This is a genomic window from Oribacterium parvum ACB1 (assembly GCF_000238055.2).
In the GTDB taxonomy this organism is placed as follows: Bacteria; Bacillota; Clostridia; order Lachnospirales; family Lachnospiraceae; genus Oribacterium; species Oribacterium parvum.
The window spans coordinates 2189618-2214804 of record NZ_KE148312.1 but is presented as its reverse complement, the minus strand read 5'-3'; the positions used below and the strand labels follow the sequence as shown (position 1 = coordinate 2214804).

General features: G+C 40.7%; 18 protein-coding genes and 2 tRNA genes. 14 read left to right on the top strand and 6 right to left on the bottom strand.

Translation table 11 applies throughout. The features are described 5' to 3' along the window. Positions 1–535 precede the first annotated feature (535 nt). The 5 genes from arcA (at position 536) to HMPREF9625_RS09790 (ending at position 6838) form a co-directional block, all read left to right on the top strand. Positions 536–1765: an arginine deiminase gene (gene arcA / locus HMPREF9625_RS09810; RefSeq protein WP_009534541.1), complete on the top strand. Its 1230-nt coding sequence runs from the start codon at positions 536–538 to the stop codon at positions 1763–1765. 36 nt (positions 1766–1801) lie between these two features. Continuing rightward, entirely contained in the window at positions 1802–2794 is a 993-nt protein-coding gene (gene argF, locus HMPREF9625_RS09805) for an ornithine carbamoyltransferase (RefSeq protein WP_009534540.1), read from the top strand. 11 nt (positions 2795–2805) lie between these two features. Beyond that, positions 2806–3744 (top strand): carbamate kinase, encoded by a 939-nt coding sequence (arcC, locus tag HMPREF9625_RS09800; protein ID WP_009534539.1) that lies wholly within the window; start codon positions 2806–2808, stop codon positions 3742–3744. A gap of 28 nt (positions 3745–3772) precedes the next feature. Continuing rightward, entirely contained in the window at positions 3773–5278 is a 1506-nt protein-coding gene (locus tag HMPREF9625_RS09795; protein WP_009534538.1) for a YfcC family protein, read from the top strand. A 267-nt stretch (positions 5279–5545) separates the two neighbouring features. Next, positions 5546–6838, top strand: a complete 1293-nt coding sequence (locus tag HMPREF9625_RS09790) for a helix-turn-helix domain-containing protein (protein WP_009534537.1) — start codon at positions 5546–5548, stop codon at positions 6836–6838. 104 nt (positions 6839–6942) lie between these two features. Here HMPREF9625_RS09790 and HMPREF9625_RS11510 read toward each other — a convergent pair whose 3' ends face one another. The 4 genes from HMPREF9625_RS11510 to asnS are packed head-to-tail and all read right to left on the bottom strand — an operon-like array spanning position 6943 to position 11381. Continuing rightward, complete coding sequence (locus tag HMPREF9625_RS11510) at positions 6943–8208, bottom strand: ATP-binding protein (protein ID WP_242826664.1); 1266 nt, start codon at positions 8206–8208, stop codon at positions 6943–6945. 58 nt (positions 8209–8266) lie between these two features. Next, complete coding sequence (locus HMPREF9625_RS11505; protein ID WP_009534535.1) at positions 8267–8926, bottom strand: ATP-binding protein; 660 nt, start codon at positions 8924–8926, stop codon at positions 8267–8269. After that, positions 8926–9978, bottom strand: a complete 1053-nt coding sequence (locus HMPREF9625_RS09780; RefSeq protein WP_009534534.1) for a metallophosphoesterase family protein — start codon at positions 9976–9978, stop codon at positions 8926–8928. The genes HMPREF9625_RS11505 and HMPREF9625_RS09780 overlap by 1 nt, the downstream gene beginning before the upstream one ends. Positions 9979–9992: 14 nt before the next feature. Beyond that, entirely contained in the window at positions 9993–11381 is a 1389-nt protein-coding gene (gene asnS / locus HMPREF9625_RS09775; RefSeq protein WP_009534533.1) for an asparagine--tRNA ligase, read from the bottom strand. 595 nt (positions 11382–11976) lie between these two features. Here asnS and HMPREF9625_RS09770 point away from each other — a divergent pair. From HMPREF9625_RS09770 to HMPREF9625_RS09740, 7 genes are all read left to right on the top strand, one after another. Then, positions 11977–13251, top strand: a complete 1275-nt coding sequence (locus HMPREF9625_RS09770; RefSeq protein WP_009534532.1) for a glucose-1-phosphate adenylyltransferase — start codon at positions 11977–11979, stop codon at positions 13249–13251. Continuing rightward, on the top strand, positions 13248–14369 hold the full coding sequence (gene glgD, locus HMPREF9625_RS09765; protein WP_009534531.1) for a glucose-1-phosphate adenylyltransferase subunit GlgD: 1122 nt from the start codon (positions 13248–13250) through the stop codon (positions 14367–14369). Before HMPREF9625_RS09770 ends, glgD begins: the two co-directional genes overlap by 4 nt. A 15-nt stretch (positions 14370–14384) precedes the next feature. Then, entirely contained in the window at positions 14385–14663 is a 279-nt protein-coding gene (spoVG, locus tag HMPREF9625_RS09760) for a septation regulator SpoVG (protein WP_009534530.1), read from the top strand. 278 nt (positions 14664–14941) lie between these two features. Beyond that, on the top strand, positions 14942–17842 hold the full coding sequence (locus HMPREF9625_RS09755; RefSeq protein WP_009534529.1) for a response regulator: 2901 nt from the start codon (positions 14942–14944) through the stop codon (positions 17840–17842). A gap of 13 nt (positions 17843–17855) precedes the next feature. Beyond that, complete coding sequence (locus HMPREF9625_RS09750) at positions 17856–18587, top strand: LytR/AlgR family response regulator transcription factor (protein WP_009534528.1); 732 nt, start codon at positions 17856–17858, stop codon at positions 18585–18587. Between the two features lie 15 nt (positions 18588–18602). Continuing rightward, positions 18603–19928 carry a GGDEF domain-containing response regulator gene (locus HMPREF9625_RS09745; RefSeq protein ID WP_009534527.1) on the top strand — a complete coding sequence of 442 codons (1326 nt, stop codon included), beginning with the start codon at positions 18603–18605 and terminating at the stop codon, positions 19926–19928. A gap of 270 nt (positions 19929–20198) precedes the next feature. After that, entirely contained in the window at positions 20199–21566 is a 1368-nt protein-coding gene (locus tag HMPREF9625_RS09740; RefSeq protein WP_036569251.1) for an alanine/glycine:cation symporter family protein, read from the top strand. Positions 21567–21630: 64 nt separating this feature from the next. Here the strand turns inward: HMPREF9625_RS09740 and HMPREF9625_RS09735 are convergent. Both HMPREF9625_RS09735 and HMPREF9625_RS09730 read right to left on the bottom strand, forming a co-directional pair. Beyond that, positions 21631–21713: transfer RNA gene (locus HMPREF9625_RS09735), tRNA-Leu, on the bottom strand. A 267-nt stretch (positions 21714–21980) separates the two neighbouring features. Next, positions 21981–22066: transfer RNA gene (locus tag HMPREF9625_RS09730), tRNA-Ser, on the bottom strand. A gap of 258 nt (positions 22067–22324) precedes the next feature. Here HMPREF9625_RS09730 and HMPREF9625_RS09725 point away from each other — a divergent pair. Next, entirely contained in the window at positions 22325–23017 is a 693-nt protein-coding gene (locus tag HMPREF9625_RS09725; RefSeq protein ID WP_016361593.1) for a hypothetical protein, read from the top strand. A 153-nt stretch (positions 23018–23170) separates the two neighbouring features. After that, positions 23171–25153, top strand: a complete 1983-nt coding sequence (gene tkt, locus HMPREF9625_RS09720) for a transketolase (RefSeq protein WP_009534524.1) — start codon at positions 23171–23173, stop codon at positions 25151–25153. The last annotated feature ends 34 nt before the right edge of the window (positions 25154–25187 follow it).

The window sequence follows — 25187 nt, the reverse complement described above, 5'->3', positions numbered from 1 at the left end:
CATTAAAAGTAGTAGGGAACCATTTCATAATAGGAAGCAGTTCTGCATATCCTGTATGAAATGGTTTTTTTATGCAGAAAAAATTTTTTGGCATGGAAGATTTCTAGATACGAAAAATTTTTAGCTACGGAAGATTTTCTGTAGGATAGAATTTTCCAAAACGGAATACAGATAAAATTTTATCGAAGATTTCTATTATATAATTCAAATATTTTTATTTATAATAATTGCTGAGATGTCAAAGGAGTGGGAAGCTTATTATATGCTTTATGAACAAAATTCAGTTATATAACGGTAAAATATTTCGCATTATTATAAAACTATGCAGAAAAATACAAAAATTTTGCCGCATATTTACCATGCTTATTAAATAATAAGTTTACAATTAGGGAAGAGTTGATGCACTTTTTTATGTACAACTTTAGCATGTTACCGAAAAAACCTTACAAAAGGTTAATTATTGATTAAAAGTAAATCCATTTCTGGCGCGCGGTATGGGCTTATGGAAATCAATTTTTATTTAAGGAGGAAAAGCATGTCCAATATTCATGTAACGAGTGAGATTAAGACACTCAAAAAAGTATTGCTTCACAGGCCGGGTGACGAATTATTGAACTTAACTCCGGATACCTTAGGAGAGTTACTGTTTGATGATATCCCTGATCTTGCCGAGGCACAGCTTGAGCATGATCGTTTTGCACAGATTTTACGAGACAATGGTGTTGAGGTTGTTTACCTTGAAGATTTGATGGCTGAAACACTGGATGCCCATCCGGAAATCAAGGAGAAGTTCTTGGATCAGTGGTTGGAAGAGTCCGGAGTTCATACAGCAGTGTACCACAAAATCATCAAAGATTTTTTAGCAAAATTCAAGAACAACAAGGAACTCGTTCTGAAGACGATGGCCGGAATTACCTTCTCCGAGCTTGGTGAGATTCATACGAATTTCTTGGTAGACAGAATCGAGACTGCATCTCATCTTCTTGTAAATCCGATGCCGAACCTTTATTTTACTCGTGATCCGTTTGCATCAGTAGGAAATGGTGCCGTTATCAACAGAATGTATTCTGTAACAAGAAATCGCGAGACCATATATGCGGATTATATTTTTAAATATCATCCTGAGTTTGCAGGAAATGTTCCCGATCTTTATGGTCGTAACAATCATTTCCATATTGAGGGTGGCGATGTATTGAACGTAAATGAAAAATTACTCTTTATCGGTATCTCTCAGAGAACACAGGCAGAAGCCATTCAGGATTTGGCTATGAAGATGTTCTACGAGAATGAAGGAAACAAGATCGAGACTATCCTCGCTTTCAATATTCCGAATTCTCGTGCTTTCATGCACTTGGATACCGTATTTACACAGATTGATACCGATGCATTTACTATTCACCCGGGAATTATGGGAACCTTACAGGTTTTCGCAATCACAAAGGATGCAGCAAAGCATGATGTGAAGATTGAAGAGCATACCGGAAAGTTGGAAGAAATTCTGGCTAAGTTTATGGGTCTGCCGAAGGTTCGCTTGTTCCCCTGCGGTGCAGGAGATGCACTTGCAGCAGAGAGAGAGCAGTGGAATGATGGTTCAAATACCTTGACTATTGCTCCCGGAAAGATTATTGTTTACAAGCGAAACTACGTTACGAACAAGTACTTGAAAGAGAATGGATTTACCGTATTGGAGCTCGAAGCATCGAACTTATGTGTAGGACGTGGCGGCCCCAGATGTATGTCCATGCCACTTATTCGTGAAGACTAAGTAGTGCGATAATGTAGAAGAGAAAGGGAATTAACTATGGGCGTTAATGTAAGAGGAAGAAGCTTCTTGACTTTGCTGGATTATACACCGGATGAGATTAGATATTTCTTAGAGCTCTCTGCCGAGTTCAAGAGATTAAAAGCAAACGGTGTAGACCACAGTTATCTGAAGGGCAAGCAGGTTGTATTGCTTTTTGAGAAGACTTCTACCAGAACACGTTGTGCATTTGAAGTAGGAGCTCGTGATTTGGGAATGGGTGTTACCTTCCTTGATTCGGGATCATCCCAGATGGGCAAGAAGGAGTCTCTGGAAGATACCGCTAAGGTATTGGGTCGTATGTATGACGGTATCGAGTACCGCGGATATGAGCAGAAGGTAGTAGAGGAACTTGCAAAGTATTCCGGTGTTCCTGTATGGAACGGATTAACCGATTTGTATCATCCGACACAGATGCTTGCGGATATTCTTACTGTAAAGGAAGAGTTTGGCGATGTAAGAGGCCGTAAGTTAACATTCTTTGGAGACGCAAGAAATAACGTAGCTAACTCTTTAATGATTGTTTGTGCTAAGCTCGGAATGCACTTCTGTGCATGCGGACCGAAGGATTTGATGCCTTCCGACGACCTTGTTGCAAAATGCAGAGAAGTAGCGAAAGACACAGGCGCAGAGATTGAATTAACGGATGATGTGAAGATTGGTGCAAAGGGAGCTGATGTACTTTATACCGATATCTGGCTTTCTATGGGTGAGCCGGAAGAACTGTGGGAGAGCAGAATCAAGCTTCTTCGTCCGTATCAGGTAAATAAAGAAGTTATGGCTATGGCTAATCAGCATGCTATTTTCCTGCATTGCTTACCTTCCTTCCATGACCGCAATACCACCATTGGTGAAAATATTTACCAGAAGTATGGCTTAGAGGCTATGGAAGTAACGGATGATGTCTTCCTTGGAAAGCAGGCAAGACAGTTTGATGAAGCGGAGAATCGTATGCATACCATTAAAGCAGTGATGTATGCAACCTTAAAGTAGGAGAGTAGAGCATGGCAAAACGTATTGTTGTAGCTCTCGGGGGAAATGCCTTAGGCAATACCCCCGAAGAGCAACTTGACTTAGTTCGTCACACCGCAAAGACAATTGTAGACTTGTCTGAAGCAGGATACGAAGTGATTGTAGGACATGGTAATGGACCACAGGTCGGCATGATTAACCTTGCAATGGAATTTTCCAGTACTAAGGGAGGAAATACTCCGTTCATGCCGTTCCCGGAATGTGGAGCAATGTCTCAGGGATATATCGGATACCATTTACAGCAGGCTATTCAGAAGGAATTGAAGGCTCGTCACATGGATAAGGAATGTGCTTCCATTATTACCCAGGTTGTTGTAGATGAGAAAGATCCCGGATTTGCAAAGCCGACAAAGCCTGTAGGCAGCTTCTATACTAAAGAAGAAGCCGACAAAATTGCGGCAGAGAAGGGATTTACCTTTGTGGAGGATGCAGGACGAGGATATCGTCGTGTGGTTCCCTCACCAATTCCACAGCGTATCGTTGAGCTCAAGGTTGTTGAGCAGCTTGTAAAGGCAGGTGACATTGTCATTACAGTCGGTGGTGGCGGAATTCCGGTTGTGGAAACAGCGGAAGGCTTAAAGGGAGTTGCAGCGGTTATCGATAAGGATCGTTCCAGCGCATTGCTTGCTGAGTCGATTGGAGCGGATATGCTCATTATTCTGACTGCAGTAGACCGTGTTTGTATCAATTACAACAAACCGGATCAGAAGGAACTTCCAACCATGAGTCTTTCCGAGGCTGAACAGTATATTGCTGAAAAGCAGTTTGCGCCGGGCAGTATGCTGCCTAAGGTTCAGTCTTGCATGGAATTTGTCAAGAATAATACAAACGGAGGAACCGCTCTTATTACTTCCTTACAGAAGGCTGCTCTTGCTTTAAAGGGTGAAACAGGCACCATTATTACTAAATAAAAAAAGCAGAAGGGGGGATAGTGTTTCTGTGAAAGCGAAAAAACAATCTCTAACAGCATTTAGTATTTTATTTATTATTTTAGCAGTTTTATGTATTATTTCCGTTCTTTTGAACGGACAACCAATCAGCAATGATCTTATTGCAGGTTTGAATCCCGATAAGTATGGGGACTTGGTTCAGACCGTTGCTGACGGTGGTACCGTAACCGTGGTAGGAGCTAAATTAAGCAACTTCTTCATGGCATATCCTAATGGATTTGTGGATGCGGCTGACTTAATTGTGTTTATCGTATCTATCGGTGGTTTTATCGGTGTTGTGATGAAGACCGGTGCTCTTGAAGCCGGTGTATATCATCTGGTTAAAAAGATGCACGGTAGGGAAGAAGTTTTAATTGTTATTTTGATGATTCTTTTCTCTATCGGCGGTTCTACCTACGGAATGGCAGAAGAGACCATCGGTTTCTATGCTCTGATTACTACCGCTCTTGTAGCGGCCGGCTTTGATACCATCGTTGCTGTAGCAACTGTTCTGCTCGGCGCGGGCTGTGGTGTTTTAGGATCCACAATTAACCCCTTCGCTACAGGGGCAGCAACGTCTGCATTACAGAGCGTAAATGTTCCGTATAGTAGTACAACTATTATGATTCTCGGTTTTGCTCTTTGGATAACCTCACTCCTTATCGCTATTTTCTTCGTGCTGGGCTATGCAAGAAAAGTAAAGGCTGATAAAGGCTCCACCATTCTTTCCTTACAGGAACAGCAGGACATGAAGGAGTACTTCACAAAGGATGATGGACAGACTCTGGAGTTTACCGGAAAGCATAAGGCGGTGCTGATTGTATTTGCAATTTCCTTTGCGGTTATGATAGCATCCCTGATTTCTTATCAGGATATTACCTTTGGAGGCAATGAAGAATCTTATCTTGCGGCACTGGGCTGGTCTGATTTCTTGACCGGGGTTCCTCTTGGACAGTGGTACTTTGCGGAATTGGCTGCTTGGTTTACATTTGCCAGCGTTATTATTGCTGTTATGGCAAGAATGTCGGAAAACGAATTCATCAATACTTACCTTGATGGGGCGAAAGATCTTCTTTCCGTAGCTATTGTTATTGCGGTAGCACGTGGTATTACGGTAGTGATGAAGGCAACACATATGGACTTCTGGATTTTGGACAAGTCTGCAAGTATGCTTAGAGGAGTTCCGGGCTTCATATTTGCTCCGCTTTCCTACATCATTTACTTAGTGCTCAGCTTCCTGGTTCCCTCTACTTCCGGATTGGCAGGTTTCTCCATCCCGGTAATGGGAGGTCTTGCAAATGCTCTTGGATTTAATGCATCCGTTATGGTTGCTGTATTCTCTGCAGGTTGCGGTTTGATTAACCTTTTCACTCCGACCTCCGGTGTTGTTATGGGAGGACTTGGTGCAGCTAAGGTAGAGTTAAAGACCTATATGAAGTGGGGATTAAAGCTCTTTGTTGCAATTGGTATTGCGAATATCGTCGTATTGTCTTTGGCAATGATGATGATGAAGTAATTGTTTATGTAAGTATTTTTAATAGGTGCTGAAACGACTCTGAACAGGATTTCGCGCGCAAGGAGCGTGGTACTTATTTAAAAAGAAAGGACTTTTGGGACTTGTTTCCAAAAGTCCTTTTTTGTGAGCAATATATTCAAAATCATGGTATAATAAGACAACATTGAGTTAGAGTTAGATGTTATAAAAGAGGGGATTTTTCTTTATTTGCTATTCCGTTCCTATTTTAGGGATAAGAAATTTTATAATCTTGGGGAATAAGGATATATGAATAAAAAAGCCGTTATACAGGAAAGTTGGACGTCCGATATCAATCCGATTTCTCTGTGTGCCTTTGACTATGAGGCGATAGAGAAGCCGACAAAAGCATTGATGCATCAGGCTGCCCGATTTATGTATTTTAACAAGGGAATCGGGAAAATCAAAATCGACGGGGTGGAGTATGATATTCGCCCGCATACTCTTTGTGCAATTACGCCATGGAGAGTGACGGATATCATCGATGTTAGAGACACATTACATCTAAGTCTCATTGTTTACGATTATCAATTTTTAAATACAGTTTTGAAGTTTACGCCGGGCTTGGAAGAGGAGAGCGTGAGTCTTTTGAATTTTCTACTGTCGCATCCGGTAATTTATCTGGATAAGGAGCAGTCATCCCGCATTGACTATATTATGTCGTCTTTGCAAGGAGAGCTCGGAGTAGATTCTGCGGTTTTGAGTCAAAGGAATAAGCCGATTACTTTTTTGTATACTCTGGTTAAAATTATAGAACTCATGGTGGAGTACCGACGATGTTTTCAGGCTAGAGAAGAAATGGGCAAAAAATCAAGCAACGGCTTACAGAATTCGATTTTGAGTTATATATATTTCCATTCTGCCGAGCACTTGACTTTGGAAAAGGTGGCAGATGTTTTTTATATTTCTGAGTCTTCTCTGTCGAAGAAGCTAAATGATTTGACGGGTACAAGCTTTACGAAATTATTGAATGATATTCGCATTGAAAAGGCCTCCGATTATTTGATCTATACAGGCTTGACGTTGGAAGAAATAGCAGAAATTTTAGGATTTACAGATGCTTCGCATCTTTCAAGGCATTTCGTTGATAAGATTGGTTTGACACCACATAAATATCGTAAAACTTACGGGAAAGAGGGTGTTTCCTATAGCTCTTCAGAAAAAAATGTCGCACTGGAAGTGACAGATTATCTTTATCGGAATTTTGAGATAGAAAAGTTGCATGCAGGAAATGTTGCGGAAAAATACGATATAACGCTTTCTGAATTAAATCGTTCTTTGCTTTACTATACAGGGATGAATTTTTCTACTTTATTGAATTTTATACGGATTAATAAGGCAAGTGAAATGCTGGTTTCCTCATCCTATTCCATCTTGGATATATCCGTTTCTGTCGGATACAGCAATATCAAAACTTTTAATTTGAATTTTTATAAGTTTAAGGGGATGACTCCGACAGAGTTTCGTGAGTCGATTACCTTGCAAAGAATGGACGGAGGAGAAAAGCATTATAAAAATAAAGGGAAAGAAAAAGGACTGTAAACAGTCCTTTGTGGTGGTTTATTTTGAATAAATTTAAGGCAATAAACTCAGCTCTGTATTTTCCTTCCTATTGAAATCTTTGTAGAGCAGTCAATCTCTTTATTTTAAATAGTAAGCAACTTGTACGGAATATTTAGGCTACGTAGAATTTCAGACTCCCGTTTATGACAGGTAAAGAGAAGAATCTGAGAGGGATACTCCTTGCTTATAAAAGAAAGAGCCTGACTCAAACGGCTTTCGTCATACATAGCAAAGCTGTCATCAAAGAGAAGAGGAAGGAATTCTTTTTTTTCTTTTTGTAAAAGCTTAGCAGTAGCCAGTCGAAGAGAGAGATAGAGCTGGTCTATCGTTCCGGTAGAAGCCTGCTCCAAGGGGAGCAATTTCTTTTCCGTATTTACAAAGATGCGCAGATTCTGGTCAATAAAAAGAGAGTCATAACGCTCTTTTGTAATATGAGAAAGTATTTTTCCGCTTTCCTTATTCAAGTAAAAAGCAAAGCTTTGGTAGATTTCTTTGGATAAGAGCTCAATTCGCTCTTTCGCTTCTTCTATAGCTTCAAGCTTTTCCTTAAATCTTTCGTTTTCGTAAATACTGGGGCGAATCTGTTCCGCTCTTTTTTGAAGGGTGGAAACTTGTCGTAAGTTGCTTTCCAATGCATCTTCTTTTTCTTGTAGTCTGCGTTCTTCTTCCCGTTCTTTCTTTTCCTCTTCCTTCAGAATGGAAATTTCCAGGTTAATTGCTTCCAGTTCTTTTTTCTTTTCGGCAATTTCTTCAAAGTTCTTTTTGATTTCACTGTAATAAGCTTTAATGATATAGGGGCTGAAAAATTCGACCGAGGAAGTCCCTTCAACTTCTTCTTTGCTGCTGTTCATATGGGAAGCATAGTCGGCAATTCTTCTTTTTTGTAGAACTTCATTATAGAATTGTTCTTTTTGTTTTTCCAATTCCGCTTTTTTCTTTCCCTCGCAATAGATAGTGCAAGCAAAAATAAAGAAAAATGCAGAAAAGCAAAGGCAGGGATAGAGCAAAGGAATTCCGTTTATTCTTATGGAAAAAATCTCGGAAACGGATAGGTCACTGTAAAAATAAAATCCACTGAATATTGCATAAAACAGGAATACAAAGGAAATGCATAAAAGAAGGAGGGGGAATAATCTGCTGTGATTTTTCTTTCCCTCATCATCCTGTAGATCGATCAAAAGTTTTTCCAACTTTTTTTCTTCAAAAACGGCTTCTTCAATAGATTTGAAAGATTCTCTGTTGAGGATTCCCTCTAGAGTGTTTAATTCATTTTGAAGACGTGCAATTTCGGAAATTTTTTCATCCAGCTCCAGTGCAAGGCTATTGCTGCGTCGTTTTGCTTCGTTCAATGAACTTTCATTAGAAGAAAGCAAGTCTTCATTATTGGGGAATAAATTACTGCTGTCTTCAACGAGATTTTTTTGCGCGTTTTTTTGCTTCTCCGAGGAGAGAGTTATATTCTTTTTCCGCTTGAAAATAAATATGTTCTTTCAAGCGCCTCTCTTCTTCCTCCAAAAGGGAAATTGCATTACTCGGATTGATGTTTATATTTCCGCTGTGCTCCGTATTGGAAAAAATACTTTGCAGTTCTTTTACCATTTCTCGTTCCGTTGTAGACTTTAACTGACGGATGGAGACAGTATTTTTGAAGCTTTCCAAAGAAAAGGAAGAAAGCACTTCCTCTAAAAACAAGTCCGGATTAGCAATGGTTTTTTGACAGCTCATACGATAAATCTTTGCTTCTCCCCCATTAGAAAAATCACGGCTTATACGGTAATCCTCATTTTGATAATGGAAATACAGAATTCCTCCGAACTGAGCATTTTCCGTTGGAACAGTCGGAGAGGCATGGGACATCCCGTTTTTTGAAAAGGGGAGATATCGAAAGAATTCTTCTTTTTTACTTGGTGCACTTGGGATACCATAGAGCATGGCTTGAATAAAACTGTGGAGTGTGGATTTCCCTGCTTCGTTCTCGCCATAAATCACATTGCATTTAGAAGAAAAATCCAAGGAAAAATTACGGAATTTTCCAAAACCTAAAATCTCCAGTTTAGTAATCTGCATTATTTTCCCCCTTGAAGAAGTGCTGAAACTCCATAAAAAAGGGCATCTTGTTCTTTTTGGGAAAGCTCATTTAAGCCTTTTTTCAGGTAGGAGCGAATATAGAGTCCGATGAGGTCGTTACTATGTTCCTTATAAAGAGAATAGAAGTCATAGAGCGGATAGGTTTTGTCTATCCATTCAATCACTCTTGCACCTTTAGGAAGGAGTTCTTCCGTGATTTTTGTTTCCGGATCTCGGTCTCCGCTGAATTTGATGCGATAAATATGCTCCAAGCCTCTTTTTTGTATTTCTGTGTGAAGGCGGGAACGGAGTGCTTCCGTTCCTGTCTCTTTATCCAGATGAAAATGGAGGAAGATATATTGCACGGTAGCGATTGGAATAAAATCCAATGCATCTACCTTTTTTTGCAAGGGATGGATATTTCCGAGATAAATACCGTGTTCCCCTAACTGTTCTTTTCCTAAAGGCTCCGGAGAACCGGCATAGAGAATTCTATTCTCTAAAAGAACCCTCTTATTATATTCTCCTCCCAAAGCAACAAAGGAAAATGGGAGCTTTTCCAGCTCTTCTCTATTGCTAGGGAAGCTACAGTCCTTACCGGTATTACAGAGTAGAAGAGGAATGGCATCGGAATGCTGTAAGGAAAACTCTTCGATCTCTGCTATCTGCCCGGTATATTTTTGTATGGCCAGTATTTCCATATTTAAATCTTCAACATAGAGATGTTCCTTTTCTTCCCGAATTAGATGAATATTTCTCGGAAAAGCTGCATTATTCAGGAAATGATAATCGGGAGAATTTTTAGAAAAAAGAAGGATATGACAAAAAGGAATCCGGGCAAAGACTTGCCGGATTCTTTCTACGTCTTCCTTTAAAGGAGAAAAATGGAAGCTTTGTCCGGTCAGAAACAAAGCATCCGCGTTTTCCTGTATAACCAGATCTACAATTTTATCCAATGCGGAGAAGAGCGCATTTCCGCGTTCTCTTCCCCATGATTTTTGTCCGTCCGGAATCATTCCCAGATTTAAATCGGAGGCGTGAATAAAACGCATAGGATTCCCTTCCTTTACAGTTCGCAATTCCCTACGGTTCTTGGGAACGGAAGTACATCACGGATATTGCTCATACCGGTAATGTACATTACGGCTCTTTCAAATCCTAATCCGAATCCGCCGTGCCTTGTGCTTCCGTACTTACGAAGATCCAAATAGAATTGATACTCCTCAAGATTCATCTTCATTTCTTCCATACGCTTGGTGAGCTTCTCAAGGTCATCCTCTCTTTGGGAGCCGCCGATGATTTCACCGATTCCGGGAACCAGACAATCGACTGCGGCAACAGTCTTTCCATCCTCGTTCAATTTCATATAGAAGGCCTTGATGTCCTTTGGATAGTCCGTTACAAAAACGGGACGTTTAAAAACCTCTTCGGTTAAATAGCGTTCATGTTCGGTCTGCAGGTCGCATCCCCACTCCACCTTATAGTCAAAGCGATCGTTTTCCTTAGATAAAAGTTCTACAGCCTCTGTATAACTTACTCTGGCGAAATCGGACTTTACAATATTTTGAAGACGGGCAAGAAGTTCCTTATCTACAAACTGATTTAAAAATTCCAGCTCTTCCGGTGCATTAATAAGAACATACTGAATGATATATTTCAACATATCTTCCGCGATGAACATAACATCTTCCAAATCGGCAAATGCCATTTCCGGCTCAATCATCCAAAACTCTGCAGCGTGTCTTTGTGTATTGGAGTTCTCTGCACGAAAGGTGGGACCGAAGGTGTAGATATCTCTAAAGGCTTGTGCAAAGGTCTCTCCGTTTAACTGCCCGGAAACAGTCAGACTGGTTTTCTTTCCAAAGAAATCTTCCTTATAATCGGGACAGCCCTCATGCATAGGAATATTTTCCAAGGGAAGAGTCGTTACCTGGAACATTTCCCCTGCACCTTCTGCATCAGACGCGGTAATAATCGGGGTATGTACATAGACAAAACCTCTTTCCTGGAAGAAAGAATGGATGGCGAATGCAATCTGTGAACGAATCCGAAAAACTGCCTGAAAAGTATTGGTTCTCGGACGAAGATGCGGAATGGTACGAAGATACTCCAAGCTATGTCGTTTCTTCTGGAGAGGATAGTCCGGAAGAGTGTCTCCTTCTACAGAAACCACAGTTGCCTGCAGTTCAAAGTCCTGCTTTGCATCAGGAGTGGCAAGCAGACGTCCGGTTACGATAACGGCAGCTCCGACTCCCAGTTTTGCAATTTCGTTAAAGTTTTCCATATTGTCATGGTAAACGACCTGAAGCGGTGTGAAAAAGGTTCCGTCAGAAATGGTAAGGAAACCGAAATTCTTGGAATCTCTATTACTCCTTACCCAACCGCTGACGGTTACTTCCGTGTCAAAAAATTCTTCCTTTGAAAGGAAAATGTCTCGAAGACCAGTGATTTCCATAAATCCCCCTTTAATAGTGCTTATTCCGTGAACGGTTAATCCAGTCCGCCGGATGATTATGCAACATAATAACCGAATCATTTTCTTGAATAAATATTGCAAAGATTCTCTTTATAAGAGTACCTTAATATCCATGTAGTATACTTAAGGAACTGCTTTTTTTCAAGGCTAATTCCGCTAGTGTGAAGTTCCTTGAAGTGTGGAAAAAATTAAAAAAGATTTGTTTTATTATTTGTATAAAATTATTTATAATTACCATATAAAAATACTGTTAAAAAGGAGAAAATTATTGTAAAATATTAAGAAATAGAAAAAAGAGAGCTATCGTTTGGATATTTCTTTTGATTCTTAGAGAAAAAAACGAAAAACAGGAAAAGAAAAAAGATTTTATACATGACACACACAAACATTTATACAAAATTACTAGGAATTTCATTCGTTTTATAGTGAATATTTTGATTTACCTGTTTTCAACATATTCCAATCGTGCTATAATTCAATTACCAGACTTAGGAGATTTTTTAAATTCATTACAATTTTCTATAATCTGGACTAGCCAGAGCGACAGAATCCTAGACACGGTGAGGTGCTAATTATGATCAAGAAGGAAATGATCGCCATGCTTCTAGCTGGAGGCCAAGGCTCTAGACTTGGTGTTCTAACAAAGAATGTGGCAAAACCGGCAGTGGCTTTTGGTGGAAAGTACTCGATTATTGACTTTCCTCTGAGTAATTGTATTAATTCCGGTATAGACACGGTTGGCGTCTTGACTCAGTATCAACCTCTACGTTTGAATGCACACATAGGAATCGGCATACCATGGGATTTGGACAGAAACAGAGGTGGCGTGACGGTACTGCAACCCTATGAGTCTCAAAAAGATACAGGCTTTTACTCTGGCACGGCAAATGCCATCTATCAAAACATCGCCTACATCGAAAACTATGATCCGGAATATGTTTTAATACTATCCGGAGACCATGTGTATAAGATGGATTATGAGGTGATGCTGGAATACCATAAAGCGATGAAGGCGGATTTGACAATCGCATCCATGCCGGTACCCATGGAAGAAGCCAGTCGTTTCGGTATTACCGTGACGGATGAGCAGGGAAGGATTATAGATTTCCAAGAAAAACCAAAAAATCCGAAGAGCAATTTGGCGTCCATGGGAATCTACATATTCAATTGGAAAGTATTAAAGGAGGCTTTGCTCAGGAACAAAGATGTTCCTGACTGTGATTTTGGAAAACATGTCATTCCCTACCTTTTCCAAAATCAAGGGAAGATTTATGCATACGAGTTCAATGGCTACTGGAAGGATGTAGGAACCCTTTTATCCTACTGGGAATCCAATATGGAACTTATAGCATTAATTCCCGAGTTTAATTTGTACGAAGAATACTGGAAGATTTACACCCAGACCGACAATGCCGCACCGCAGTATGTTTCCACGAATTCTCATGTGGAACGTTCCATTATTGCGGAGGGCTGTGAAATTCACGGAGAAATCTACAACTCTGTGATAGGACCGGGTGTTACAGTGGAACACGGGGCAGTCATAGTAAACAGTATTATCATGGAAAACACGGTTATTGGTGAAAATACCCACATTGACCAAGCTGTGGTGGCAGAAAATGTGACAATCGGAAACGCCTGCACTATCGGTACTGGAGAGTACCAAGAGTCGGGTTATGACAGCAGGGTTTATTGCTCGAACCTTGTGACCATCGGGGAAAACTCCCGGATACCGGATGGGGTCAGAGTGGGGAGAAATACAGCTATCTTTGGAACAACAGTGCTATCCGACTATCCGGATGGGCTTCTTTCTAGCGGAGGAGCGATTATCAGGGAGGAGGAAAGAGCATGAGAGCGATTGGTATAATTTTAGCAGGTGGAAACAATAAAAGAATGCATGAGCTTTCCAACAAGAGAGCTATCTCTGCTATGCCTGTAGCAGGAACATTCCGAGCGATTGATTTCTCTCTTTCGAATATGTCCAATTCGCATATTCAGAAGGTGGCGGTACTGACACAGTACAATTCCCGCTCGTTAAACCAACATCTATCATCTTCCAAGTGGTGGGACTTCGGAAGAAAACAGGGAGGGCTTTATGTCTTCACACCGACCATAACCGCTGAACACGGGGACTGGTTCCGTGGGACGGCAGATGCACTCTACCAGAACCTTGTTTTTTTACAGTCTTCTCATGAGCCTTATGTGATTGTTGCAGCAGGAGATGGGGTATATAAACTTGACTATAACAAGGTACTAGAATATCATATCGAGAAGAGAGCGGACATTACCGTCGTATGCAAGTCTATTGATGCGGAAGACGATGTATCTCGCTTTGGCTGTCTGAAAATGAATGAGGACAGCAGGATCGTGGAATTTGAAGAAAAGCCCGTATCGACGGACGCGAATTTGATTTCTTGCGGAGTTTATATTATCCGCAGAAGACTGCTTATTGAGCTTTTGGAAAAAGCCCACGACGAAGATCGTTATGATTTTGTAAAAGATATTCTGGTTCGCTATAAGAATTTAAAGCGAATCTACGGTTATAGACTGAATACTTATTGGAGCAATATTGCGTCTTTGGAGTCCTATTACAAGACGAATATGGACTTCTTAAAGAGAGATATTCGGGATTATTTCTTTCAGCAGGCACCAAGGATATACACAAAATTAGCGGACAACCCGCCTGCGAAGTACAATCCGGATTGCAGTGTTCACAACTCCATAGTAGCCAGCGGCTGTATTATCAATGGAACAGTGGAAAATTCTGTTCTTTGCCGTAAGGTTTATGTGGGTAACAACTGCATTATTCGGAATTCGGTAATCCTGAATGATGTGTATATCGGAGATAACAGCGTTATTGAGAATTGCATCGTGGAGAGCCGGGACACCATTCGCGCCAATACAACCTACATTGGAACACCGGAGAATATCAGAATCGTCATCGAGAAAAATGAAAGGTATACCATGTAAAAAGGAAGGAGTATCATGGAGGTTACAGATGTACGGGTTCGCAAGGTTGACAAAGAAGGTAAAATGAAGGCCATTGTTTCCATCACTTTTGATGAGGAATTTGTGATTCATGATATCAAGGTCATCGAAGGTGAGAAAGGTTTGTTTATTGCAATGCCTTCCAGAAAGACAACGGACGGGGAGTATAGAGACATAGCTCACCCTATCCGCTCCACCACGAGAGAACTACTTCAGCAGACTATTTTGGAGAAATACCAAGAGGACACCGAGGGAGAGGAAGAAGAGGATCTTTAATCTCGAGGGGAGGAATATAATCTATGTACGAGGATAAACTGTTTGGCATAAGTTTGACTCGTCTCAAAACGCTACCAAGAGATTGACCCTCTCTTGGTAGCGTTTTTATATCAGCTTTTTTATATATCAATTTATTTAGGTCGATGGATATGTATGTTTTAATTGATTTTTTGGAAGGGGCAACAGCATAACTTCTTCAATTTATTTACTATATTAGGGGGAATTGATTTTTGGAAGCTTTCCAAAGAAATGACCCGGAAAGGGAGTTCGAAAAATAAATGATTAAAATAAATGAAAATAAAATAAGAGTCATCTATTTGGGCTTCCTGTTTTTTGTTTTGATTTTTATTCTGGGAAGTTCAATACGACAATATGATAAGCTCGGCTTTGTTGCTCATAAATATGAGATTTTGCGAAGCGGATGGCAGAGAATCCTTCCTGACGGCTCCAAAAAGAATCTCGATTCAACAGGTGGGAAGGTACTAATTAAGAATCTTATAATAGAAAGGCAACTTCCTGAAGAAGTACCTTATTCTTTGACGACTCTTTATGTTAGGACGGTGCATCAAGATATTACAGTTTGGGTAGATAAGAATATTGTTTATGATTATACCTACGCAGATATCCCCCCATTTAACAGTAAGACCCCTCCTATATACTGGGTGCGCATTCCAATACGAAGAGATATGCTTGGAAAGACAATTCAGATTGAATTTCGGGGTAGAGCAAGAAATGCGGAGAACACTTTAAATGCAATTTATTTTGGAGAAGATCTTTCTATTGTCGCGGCAATTTTGTGGAAAAGTTCTTTGCAGATTCTTTCTTCTCTTTGCCTTATCTTCATGGGAATCGGTATGTGGGCGGAGTATATTCTTGTAAATAGGAAGCAAGGTGCGGAACGGGGAGTGTACTATCTTGGGCTTTGTCTTTTCTTTATCGGACTTTGGATGGGGAGCCAGGTTGACTCCAGACAGTTGTTGTTTAACAATGTCCTCCTTCTATGGAACCTGGAATACATCTCCCTCATTATGATTCCTATTCCGAGTTTACTTTGTATCAATAAAATTGAGCGGAATGTTTGTCAGCGGGAAATCTATGCTATCTGTATGATTATTGCCGTTTTTGATGCAGTATTTATTATTTCTGCAGGAATCGGACTATACAGTTTTATAGAGCTTAATTTACCGATCGATCTTCTGATTCTTCTGACCTGTCTTGAAATTGCTCGCAGCTTTTATGTCATTAAACGGAATGAACCTGCACTTTTTCGTGAATTAACCTGGCTTATCGGTGCCGGAACAACGATGATTTCCTTTAGCTGTATAGAACTCTTGTCTTTCTTTTTGAACGGCTATGAAAATCAGGGAAAATTCCTTTCTATCGGTGGAGTTCTCTTTGCCTTTCAGATGCTGCATGCACAGGGTGTAGAATATGATAAGGTACGAAATGAAAAGGCAAAACTCGAGGTTGCGGAAAAGATTCAATCGGAATTTTTTGCAAATATGTCGCATGAAATTCGTACACCAATCAATACCGTTATCGGAATGAATGAAATGATTTTAAGAGAAAGCCATGATGATGCGGTTTTGAGCTATGCACAGGATATTCAGGCCTCCGGCCAAAACCTTCTCTCTTTGGTCAATGATATTCTGGATTTTTCACGCATAGAGTCGGGAGGAATTAAACTTGTTCCGAAAGCCTATGAACTTGCGGAGATGCTCCATGACATCAACAGTATGATTCGTTTTCGTGCGGAGTGGAAAGGACTTCGATTCTCTATTATTGTAGATGAGGATACACCTGCAGTTTTGTTCGGAGATTCTTTCAGGGTAAGAGAAGTGATTTTAAATCTTTTGGATAATGCCATTAAATATACGGAAAAAGGCAGCATAAGCCTTTCTGTAAGCTTTAGAGAAATGGAAATCATGGAGGAGGAAGATAGAGGCAATACGACTGAGAGGAATTTAGCAATGTCCTGTATCAGTCCGGATTCTTATCTTTTGAAAAATGAAGAACCGGGATTAGATTATGCTAAAGCGGTGGAGCTTTGCTTTACAGTAAAAGATACCGGGGTGGGAATCAAGGAAAGTGACCAAAATCTGATTTTTCAGAAGTTTCAAAGGGTACATACCGGCTGGCATCAGAATGTGCAGGGAACCGGCTTGGGACTTCCAATCACCCATTATTTTGTTAACATTATGAATGGACATATTGAGTTGCAAAGTAAGCTCGGGGAGGGTTCCAGTTTTTCTGCATATCTTCCGCAACTTAGTTTAAAGGAAGATAGTATCGGGAACTATGAAGAACGTTATTTAAAACAAAAAGGAGAACGTAGAGATTTCGACAAGGGATTTATTGCTACGGAAGCGAAAATTTTAGTTGTAGATGATAATGAATTAAATGTGCGTCTGGTACAAAATCTTTTAAAACGTACAGAAGTGCAAATTGATATTGCATACAGTGGAGAAGAGTGTCTCGAGAAACTGAAGAAAAATACCTATGATATTGCTTACCTTGATTTTATGATGCCCGGTATGGACGGAGAAGAAACCTTAAAACGAATTCGTGAGCTGGAAATTGAAAATCGCTATGGCAGACCAATTCCTGTGATTGCCTTTTCTTCCAATATGCTTCCGGGGATGAGGCAAAAATATTTGAGTGCAAACTTTGATGCGTACCTTGCTAAGCCGGTGGAGGGAAAGGAGCTGGAAAAGACACTTTATACATTTTTACCGGAGAATCTTATACGAAAGAAAAGTAATGAGGAATTTTTTGAGTCCGAGATGAAACAGCATAGTATTTCTGAAGACAAGGAAGAAGAGAAGATTTTGAATCGGGAAATGGGGCTGAAATATTGCATGCAAGACGAGGCAGTATACAGAGAGATATTAAGTCTGTTTCGAGACAGCAGTATGGAAAAAATGCGAGAATTGGAAAGCGCTTTTGAAAATGCGGACTATGTAAAATACCGTCTTTATGCACATGGATTAAAAACAACTTCCCTTACGGTAGGAGCAATTCAGGTATCTGAAGATGCAAAAAAACTGGAGCATGCTGCAAAGCGTGTTGTAGAGGGAGTTGAAAAAGAAGAAGCAATGCATTATATTCGATATAACCATAATTCGTTTATGCGATTGTATCAAAGGACAGTTCAGGAAATCGCAGGATATTTGCAGTGAAGAGGAAGCGGTAATGGATAAACTGAGAATTGCAGTATGCGATGATGAGATTGTTCAGCAGAAATTAATACAAGCTTTGTTGCAGAAGTATTTAACAGAAAACAATATACTTGCCGAGGTGAAATTTTATACTTCGGGACAAGAGTATCTTAAGGAAAAAAAGAGCGAAATATTAGAAACGGATATCTTTCTGTTGGACATTTTTATGCCGGAGATGAATGGAATCGACATCGGTAAAGAATTAAAGAACTTGGGTGTACAAGGGAAAATCATTTTTATTACCGGAGGAAATGACTATATCACGGAAGCTTTTGAGATAAAGGCGTTTTCCTATATTCAAAAGCCTGTAGAATATGAAAAGTTTGTAAAAGTAATGAATTCGGTAATAGCAGGTTTTGAGAAACATCGATATATGGATGTGGTTGTTGATCGGGAAAAGCAAAGAATTTACCTTGATGATGTGGAATATGTGGAAACCTTGGGTCGCCGACTTGTTATTTATATGAAAGATGGTGAGGTGGAAACCTATCTTTCGGTAAAAAACTTTATGGATGAGTATGGGGAAGATGATTTTATTCAAATTTCCCGTTATGTTGCTGTGTCAAAAAGCAGGATACAAAGGATTGTAGGACGAAGCCTGTATCTAATTAATGGTAGAGAGCTTTCCATCAGTGAAAAATACCTGGCAACCACAAAAAAGCTTCATATTGCCTATATCCATACCAAGAAGGTTGCTACTGTTTAGAAGGTGAGGAATACAATGCAAAGTGTCGTAATTGTGGACGATGAGGAGATTCCGCGTCTGATTGCGGAGAAAGCGTTAAAGGAAAAGTACGGAGTACGCTGTTATGAAGATGCCCGTACTGCCCTTTCTGAACTTTCGGAAACTCGACCGGATATACTTTTGGTGGATTTGCACATGCCGGATATGGACGGATATGCCATCTTAAATGCTGTCCGTCAGTTGGAGGATCCTTCACTGAGCAGTATTCCTGTGGTGATTATGACTTCAGATGATGATTCCGATAATGAAGTGAAGGGTTTTGATTTAGGGGCTTATGATTATATTCGAAAACCGCTTCTTCCGGATGTACTGATTCGCCGTGTTGACCGCATCATGAAGAGAGAAGAGATGTTAAAGCATCTGGAAAAAAAGTCGGAAATCGATCTACTGACAGGTCTTTTAAATCGGAGTGCCTGTGTACAACAAATCAATGAAAATTTGCAGATGCGTAGAGATAGCGGTCTTCTTTTGATGCTGGATTTGGATAATTTTAAGATGGTAAATGATTGCTTCGGTCATGAAATGGGAGACCGAGTGATTGCTCGGGTAGCGGATATTCTAAAAAAGCTCGTTCGCTCCGATGATGTTTTGGGGAGAATCGGAGGGGATGAATTTGTCATTTTCTATAGAGGCTTATGGAGTAGAGAGGCTCTAAGAGAACGCTGTGAGGATATTTGCCATAAGGTAAAATGGGGAATGGAAGAACTCTTGGGGATTTCACCGGGAAAAGAATTCGGGATTTCTATAGGAATTGCCTTGGCTCCGCAACATGGAAAAGAATTTTTAGGTCTTTACCAAAGGGCGGATGATGCGATGTACAAGGTGAAGTCTGAAGGAAAGGGCGGTCATGCCGTTTATGAGGAGTATTGCGAGATGGAAGAGGAAGAATCCTCTATCATCTCCATAGCGGAATTACAAGATCGAATTGAAAAACAGGATTTTTTTTCCGGTGCCTATGAAGTGGATTATGAAGATTTTTGCAGTATATACCGTTTTCTTAAGAGGGTGGGAGAACGAGTGCATTCCCCGGTGCAGATTGTGCTTTTTACGATAAAAGAAGCGGAAAATGCGGATCGACGCGGTGTGGAAGGGCGTATGCGTTCCTTCGGAGGGCTTTTAAGCAAAACTATCCGAAGAGGAGACGTCATGGTTCGCTGTGGAAATAAACAGTTTATGGTTCTTCTTATCGGTGCAAATGAGGATAACAGACATATTGCTATAGATCGAATTATGAACCGAAGAAGTGAGGAGGAGAGAAAAAATTATCCGATTCAATATGAAGTAAATACTTTGATTTCCTAAAAAAAGAATTTTATGATAGAATAAGCCTCGTTTTGAGGCTTATTCTATTTTTTTATATTTGAATGAATAGGCATAGCTTAGCTGATTTGTAAAAGTTGAATTAGAATAGACTTGATTATCATGGATTGTCCAAATAATACATCTTAAGACAAATGGGCTGTCAAATAATAGGTGCTATTCATAAAGAAACTTTGTGCTAAGAGATCGAAGATGGCCGGCTAAGAGGTATGTATAGAGGGGGAAGGGATTACAGTGCAGTTATTAATAGAAATGAATCAATTGGTAAATCAGTGGATTTGGGGTATTCCAGCAATGGCGTCTATCCTTGGTGTAGGGATGTACTTAAGCTATCGTACCGGTTTTTTACAGATATCCCGCTTTGGAAGAGCGATGCAGGTAACCCTTGGAAGAATTTTTCGAAAGAAGGAGGCAAGAGACGGCGCGCTCACTCCTTTTCAGGCTGTTTGTACTGCTCTTGCCGCAACGATAGGAACGGGTAATATTGCGGGAGTTGCAGGGGCAATCGCGATTGGCGGTCCCGGAGCGGTGTTTTGGATGTGGTGTTCCGCTATTCTGGGTATGTGTACAAAGTTTTGTGAAGTGACTTTAGCGGTGTATTATCGAGAGAAGAATGAAAAGGGAGAGTATCTGGGTGGACCGATGTACTATATTAAGAACGGTCTGGGGAAAAAATGGATATTTCTTGCCTATCTTTATGCGATTTTCGGTATTCTGACGGTTTTTGGAACGGGAAATGCAACACAGGTTAATACCATTACCGCGGCAATCAATGAAGCCTTGATTAATTTCAACCTGCTTTCTGCAAGAGGAGACAGTCGGGTGAATCTTGCAATCGGCATCCTTATTGCAGTTTTAGTGGCAATGATTCTACTTGGAGGAATTAAGAGAATCGGGAAGGTGTCGGAGAAACTGGTTCCCTTTATGGCACTTTTTTATGTTATCCTATCCCTTATTGTGATTTTCCTGAATATACAAAGAGTTCCGAGTGTTATTTATTCCATTATTATGGGAGCATTTTCTCCGCGAGCTTTTACGGGAGGTGCGGTGTATTCTCTTTTTACTTCGATGAAGAAAGGGGTCTCAAGAGGAATTTTTTCCAACGAGGCAGGATTGGGAACCGGATCGATTGCGCATGCGACAGCGGATACAAGAAAGCCGGTAAAACAGGGATTTTTTGGTATCTTTGAGGTTTTTGCGGACACCATCGTAATCTGTACTTTGACAGCTTTGGTCATCTTATCCAGTGGAGTGAATATTCCTTATGGCATGGATGCGGGGGCCGAGCTTACAATCTCCGGTTTTACTTCTACCTTTGGCCCGCTCGCGAGTTTATTCACTGCAGTGGCTCTCTGTTCTTTTGCTTTTTCTACCATTTTGGGATGGGGGCTTTATGGTGCAAGATTTACGGAGTTTGTTTTCCGTTCCGCTACAGCAGTGAAGATTTTTCTGGTGCTTTATGCTTTAGTATCTATAGTAGGAGCTACTATGAATTTATCTTTAATCTGGTCGATTGCGGAGACTTTTAACGGACTCATGGTTATACCGAATCTGATTGCCCTCTTCCTTCTCTCTCCAAAGGTTTTGCAATTGATTCAGCGATATGAAGAGGAAGAATAAAAATCATCAAAAAAACCCTAGGTTTCAAGCCTTCTCCGGCTGAAATCCTAGGGTTTTAAAATCGTGCAGAAGATGGGAGTTGAACCCACATGAGTGTTACCTCACACGGACCTGAACCGTGCGCGTCTGCCATTCCGCCACTTCTGCGAACTCGAATACTATAGCATTTTTGGATTTTACAGTCAAGACTATTGTTTCGGGTTGAAAAACACCTGTTGTAGTTTGGAGCTGAAAAACTCCTGCAGCGTATGTGGCACAGAAACAGTCGAATATCGCGGGCAGTTTCGTGGGCGGCTTGTAGTGAAAAAGTACTGCATCAAAGAGAAATGAGTGTTCTCATTTAATACCTCGTAAACAAGCAAAAAGCCTAGTGTTTTAAGCTATTTTGGCTTAGACACTAGGCTTTTATAATAGCGCAGAGGGTGGGACTCGAACCCACGCGCCCTTGCGGACAAACGGTTTTCAAGACCGCCTCGTTATGACCACTTCGATACCTCTGCAGAACTTTTTCAGATTAAAGTAAAATTTTAGTTTTGTCAAGACTATATTAAGATTTGCTATCTTGCCAGTAATTTGAAGATTTGCTATACTTTTTTGCCAGTAGTGTAGTCTGTAAAGGAGGCCCATTTTATGGCTGATAGAGGAAGCATGAGGCAGGAATCCTATCCTCAAAAAAAGAAAAAAAATCCGGTTTTCTTAGCATTTTTTTATGCTATATCGTTCCTTATCTTGTTATCAACTCCTGCATACTTTTCTTTGTGCTGGCAACGCCTAAGCTGCAGATCAACGATCCGACAGAACATAGCGGGGATGACTCGGTATCTGTTTTGGTCCATGTTGATTCCGTTTTGCCGATTAAGAAATTTTCTGCAAAGCTGGAAGGAGAAGAACTGAATTACACTCGGGAGAATAATAACTATATCATTCCTCTTTCTGCAAATGGTAGTCTTCGCATCAGTGTGACTTCTATCAACGGAATGACGAATATGGAGAATACCCAGATTAACAGCTTTGATGAAAATCCTCCGGTTATTGATGAGGACAATGTTGTATTGGGCGTGGGATATGTTGAGTTTGTTGTTACGGACAGCCAGTCCGGTGTAGATTTTGCTTCCATTTATGGTATTGATCATGATGGAAACAATTTAAAGCCCAATCACATTGATGAGCAGAGCGGTAAAGTCAGCTTTTCCATGAAGAGCAACAGTATTACCGTATATGTTTCGGATAAGTCCGGAAATCAGGTTAGCGGTAATTTTAACTTGGAAGAGTCTCCCTATCCAAAGACTAAGTCGGACTTAGAGGAAGAGGAAACAAGCAAGGCAGAGTCGGATAAAATCGATACAAAAAAAGAAGACAGCAAAAAAGAAGAAGGCAAAAAAGAAGACAGCAAAAAAGAAGACAGCAAAAAAGAAGAAAGTAAAAAAACGAACAGTAATAAACAAAACTAAATTGGAATATATAAAGAATGACTTTAAAAAGAACAGAATGAAGCGAGGGCTTTGTTCTGTTTTTTTATGCTTTTCTACAAAGCCGGCATAGACTTTTTCGGAGCCTATGGTAAAATTACCATGGAGTTTTTCGTAATGTTTTAGGAGGGTGAAATGAATAAGGAAATAGAAACAAAGGCAATTAACAGCATTCGTATTCTTTCGGCAGATGCAATTCAGAAGGCAAATTCAGGACATCCGGGTCTGCCTCTTGGTGCGGCACCGTCAGCTTATACACTTTGGGCTAAGCATTTAAACTTTGACCCGACCCATCTTGACTGGGAAAACAGAGACCGATTTGTTTTGTCCGCAGGGCATGGTTCCATGCTTCTCTATTCCTTGTTACACCTTTTCTCATGCGGATTAAAAAAAGAAGATTTGATGTCTTTCCGTCAGATGGGTTCTCTTACGCCGGGGCATCCGGAGTACGGGCATACCCGGGGGGTAGATGCAACTACAGGTCCTCTTGGTGCAGGTCTTGCCATGGCGGTGGGCTTTGCAATGGCAGAAGCGCATTTGGCGGCGGAATTCAATAAAGATGATCTTTCTTTGGTGGACCACAGAACCTATGCTCTTTGCGGAGATGGTTGTCTTATGGAAGGAATTTCTTCAGAAGCGTTGTCGCTTGCCGGTACTTTAAATCTGCATAAATTAACCATTTTATATGATTCCAATAAGATTTCCATTGAAGGCTCTACAGATATTGCTTTTACGGAAGATGTACAGAAACGCATGGAATCTTTTGGCTTTAAAACCCTTACAGTAGAAGACGGAAATGATGTTGCCGCTATTTCTGACGCTTTGGAAAAAGCCAAGTCTGACGATTCCGCTCCCTATTTTATTACGGTAAAGACGGAAATCGGATACGGGGTTCCCAAGAAGCAGGGGAGTGCTTCTGCCCATGGCGAACCTCTGGGTGAAGAAAATATTCGGGAGATGAGAAAGTTTTTGAATTGGGAGTATGAGGAAGCTTTCTTTGTTCCGGAAGAGGTATATCGGCATTATGATGCCTTGGTAGAGGAAAAGAAAAAAGGATATTTAAACTGGGAAGCAATTAAGGCAGACTATGCTAAGAAGTACCCTGAAGATTATGAAAAGTATCTTTCTTATCATGATAAGAACAAGGTAATGGATTTAATTCACTGTGAAGAGCTCTGGGCAAAGATGGATAAGCCGGAGGCAACAAGAAGCTCTTCCGGAGAAGTGCTTCAGGTTTTAAAGAAAGCTGTTCCGAATCTCTTTGGGGGTTCTGCAGACCTGGCTCCATCCAATAAGACAGAGATGAAGGGAGAGGGCTTCTTTGCAAGGGATAACAGATTGGGAAAGAATATTCACTTTGGGGTAAGAGAGCTGGCTATGGCGGGTATTGCAAACGGCATCCTCTTACATGGCGGATACCGCTCCTTTGTGGCGACTTTCTTTGTGTTTAGTGATTATATTAAGCCAATGGCGAGACTAGCGGCTTTAATGCAGATTCCGCAGATTTTTGTTCTTACACATGACAGTATCGGTGTTGGAGAGGACGGACCGACTCATGAGCCGATTGAACAGCTTGCAATGCTCCGCTCAACGCCGAACTTCCGCGTTTTCCGTCCGGCAGACCGACAGGAAACGGTTGCTGCATGGTTCTCCGCTTTGAGCAGTACAGACTGTCCAACCGCCATTGTATTAAGCCGACAGAATCTTCCTCAGCTTTGCAAGAATGGAAAGGATGCTTTGAAAGGAGCCTATATTCTTTCAGATTCCGATAAAATCCCGGAATTCATCTTTATTGCAACCGGTTCCGAACTGGAGCTTGCAGAAGAAGCTGCTAAAGTTTTAAGGGGAGAAGGAAAGGCGGTTCGTGTCGTTTCCATGCCGTCCATGGATGTATTTGCAATGCAGAGTGCGGAGTATCAGGAAGAGATTTTACCTTCTTCCGTAGAGAAGAGGATATCCGTAGAAGCACTTTCTTCCTTCGGTTGGGGAAAATATGTCGGATTAAAGGGAAAGACTCTTTCCTTAGACAGTTTCGGTGCTTCCGGTCCTGCAAAGGAACTTTTTAAGCACTTCGGTTTTACAGTTGAAAACTTACTTGCAATGGCAAGATCTATGTAAATAGAGTGGTTCAATCACCAAAATGTAGAGAAGA

Coding starts and splice junctions, on each gene's coding strand:
- glgD (WP_009534531.1), top strand. CDS start 13,248: ATGAGAGCGATTGGTATAATTTTAGCAGGTGGAAACAATAAAAGAATG.
- arcC (WP_009534539.1), top strand. CDS start 2,806: ATGGCAAAACGTATTGTTGTAGCTCTCGGGGGAAATGCCTTAGGCAAT.
- HMPREF9625_RS09780 (WP_009534534.1), bottom strand. CDS start 9,978: ATGCGTTTTATTCACGCCTCCGATTTAAATCTGGGAATGATTCCGGAC.
- asnS (WP_009534533.1), bottom strand. CDS start 11,381: ATGGAAATCACTGGTCTTCGAGACATTTTCCTTTCAAAGGAAGAATTT.
- HMPREF9625_RS09770 (WP_009534532.1), top strand. CDS start 11,977: ATGATCAAGAAGGAAATGATCGCCATGCTTCTAGCTGGAGGCCAAGGC.
- HMPREF9625_RS09790 (WP_009534537.1), top strand. CDS start 5,546: ATGAATAAAAAAGCCGTTATACAGGAAAGTTGGACGTCCGATATCAAT.
- HMPREF9625_RS09740 (WP_036569251.1), top strand. CDS start 20,199: ATGAATCAATTGGTAAATCAGTGGATTTGGGGTATTCCAGCAATGGCG.
- tkt (WP_009534524.1), top strand. CDS start 23,171: ATGAATAAGGAAATAGAAACAAAGGCAATTAACAGCATTCGTATTCTT.
- HMPREF9625_RS09745 (WP_009534527.1), top strand. CDS start 18,603: ATGCAAAGTGTCGTAATTGTGGACGATGAGGAGATTCCGCGTCTGATT.
- argF (WP_009534540.1), top strand. CDS start 1,802: ATGGGCGTTAATGTAAGAGGAAGAAGCTTCTTGACTTTGCTGGATTAT.
- arcA (WP_009534541.1), top strand. CDS start 536: ATGTCCAATATTCATGTAACGAGTGAGATTAAGACACTCAAAAAAGTA.
- HMPREF9625_RS09750 (WP_009534528.1), top strand. CDS start 17,856: ATGGATAAACTGAGAATTGCAGTATGCGATGATGAGATTGTTCAGCAG.
- HMPREF9625_RS09755 (WP_009534529.1), top strand. CDS start 14,942: ATGATTAAAATAAATGAAAATAAAATAAGAGTCATCTATTTGGGCTTC.
- HMPREF9625_RS11505 (WP_009534535.1), bottom strand. CDS start 8,926: ATGCAGATTACTAAACTGGAGATTTTAGGTTTTGGAAAATTCCGTAAT.
- spoVG (WP_009534530.1), top strand. CDS start 14,385: ATGGAGGTTACAGATGTACGGGTTCGCAAGGTTGACAAAGAAGGTAAA.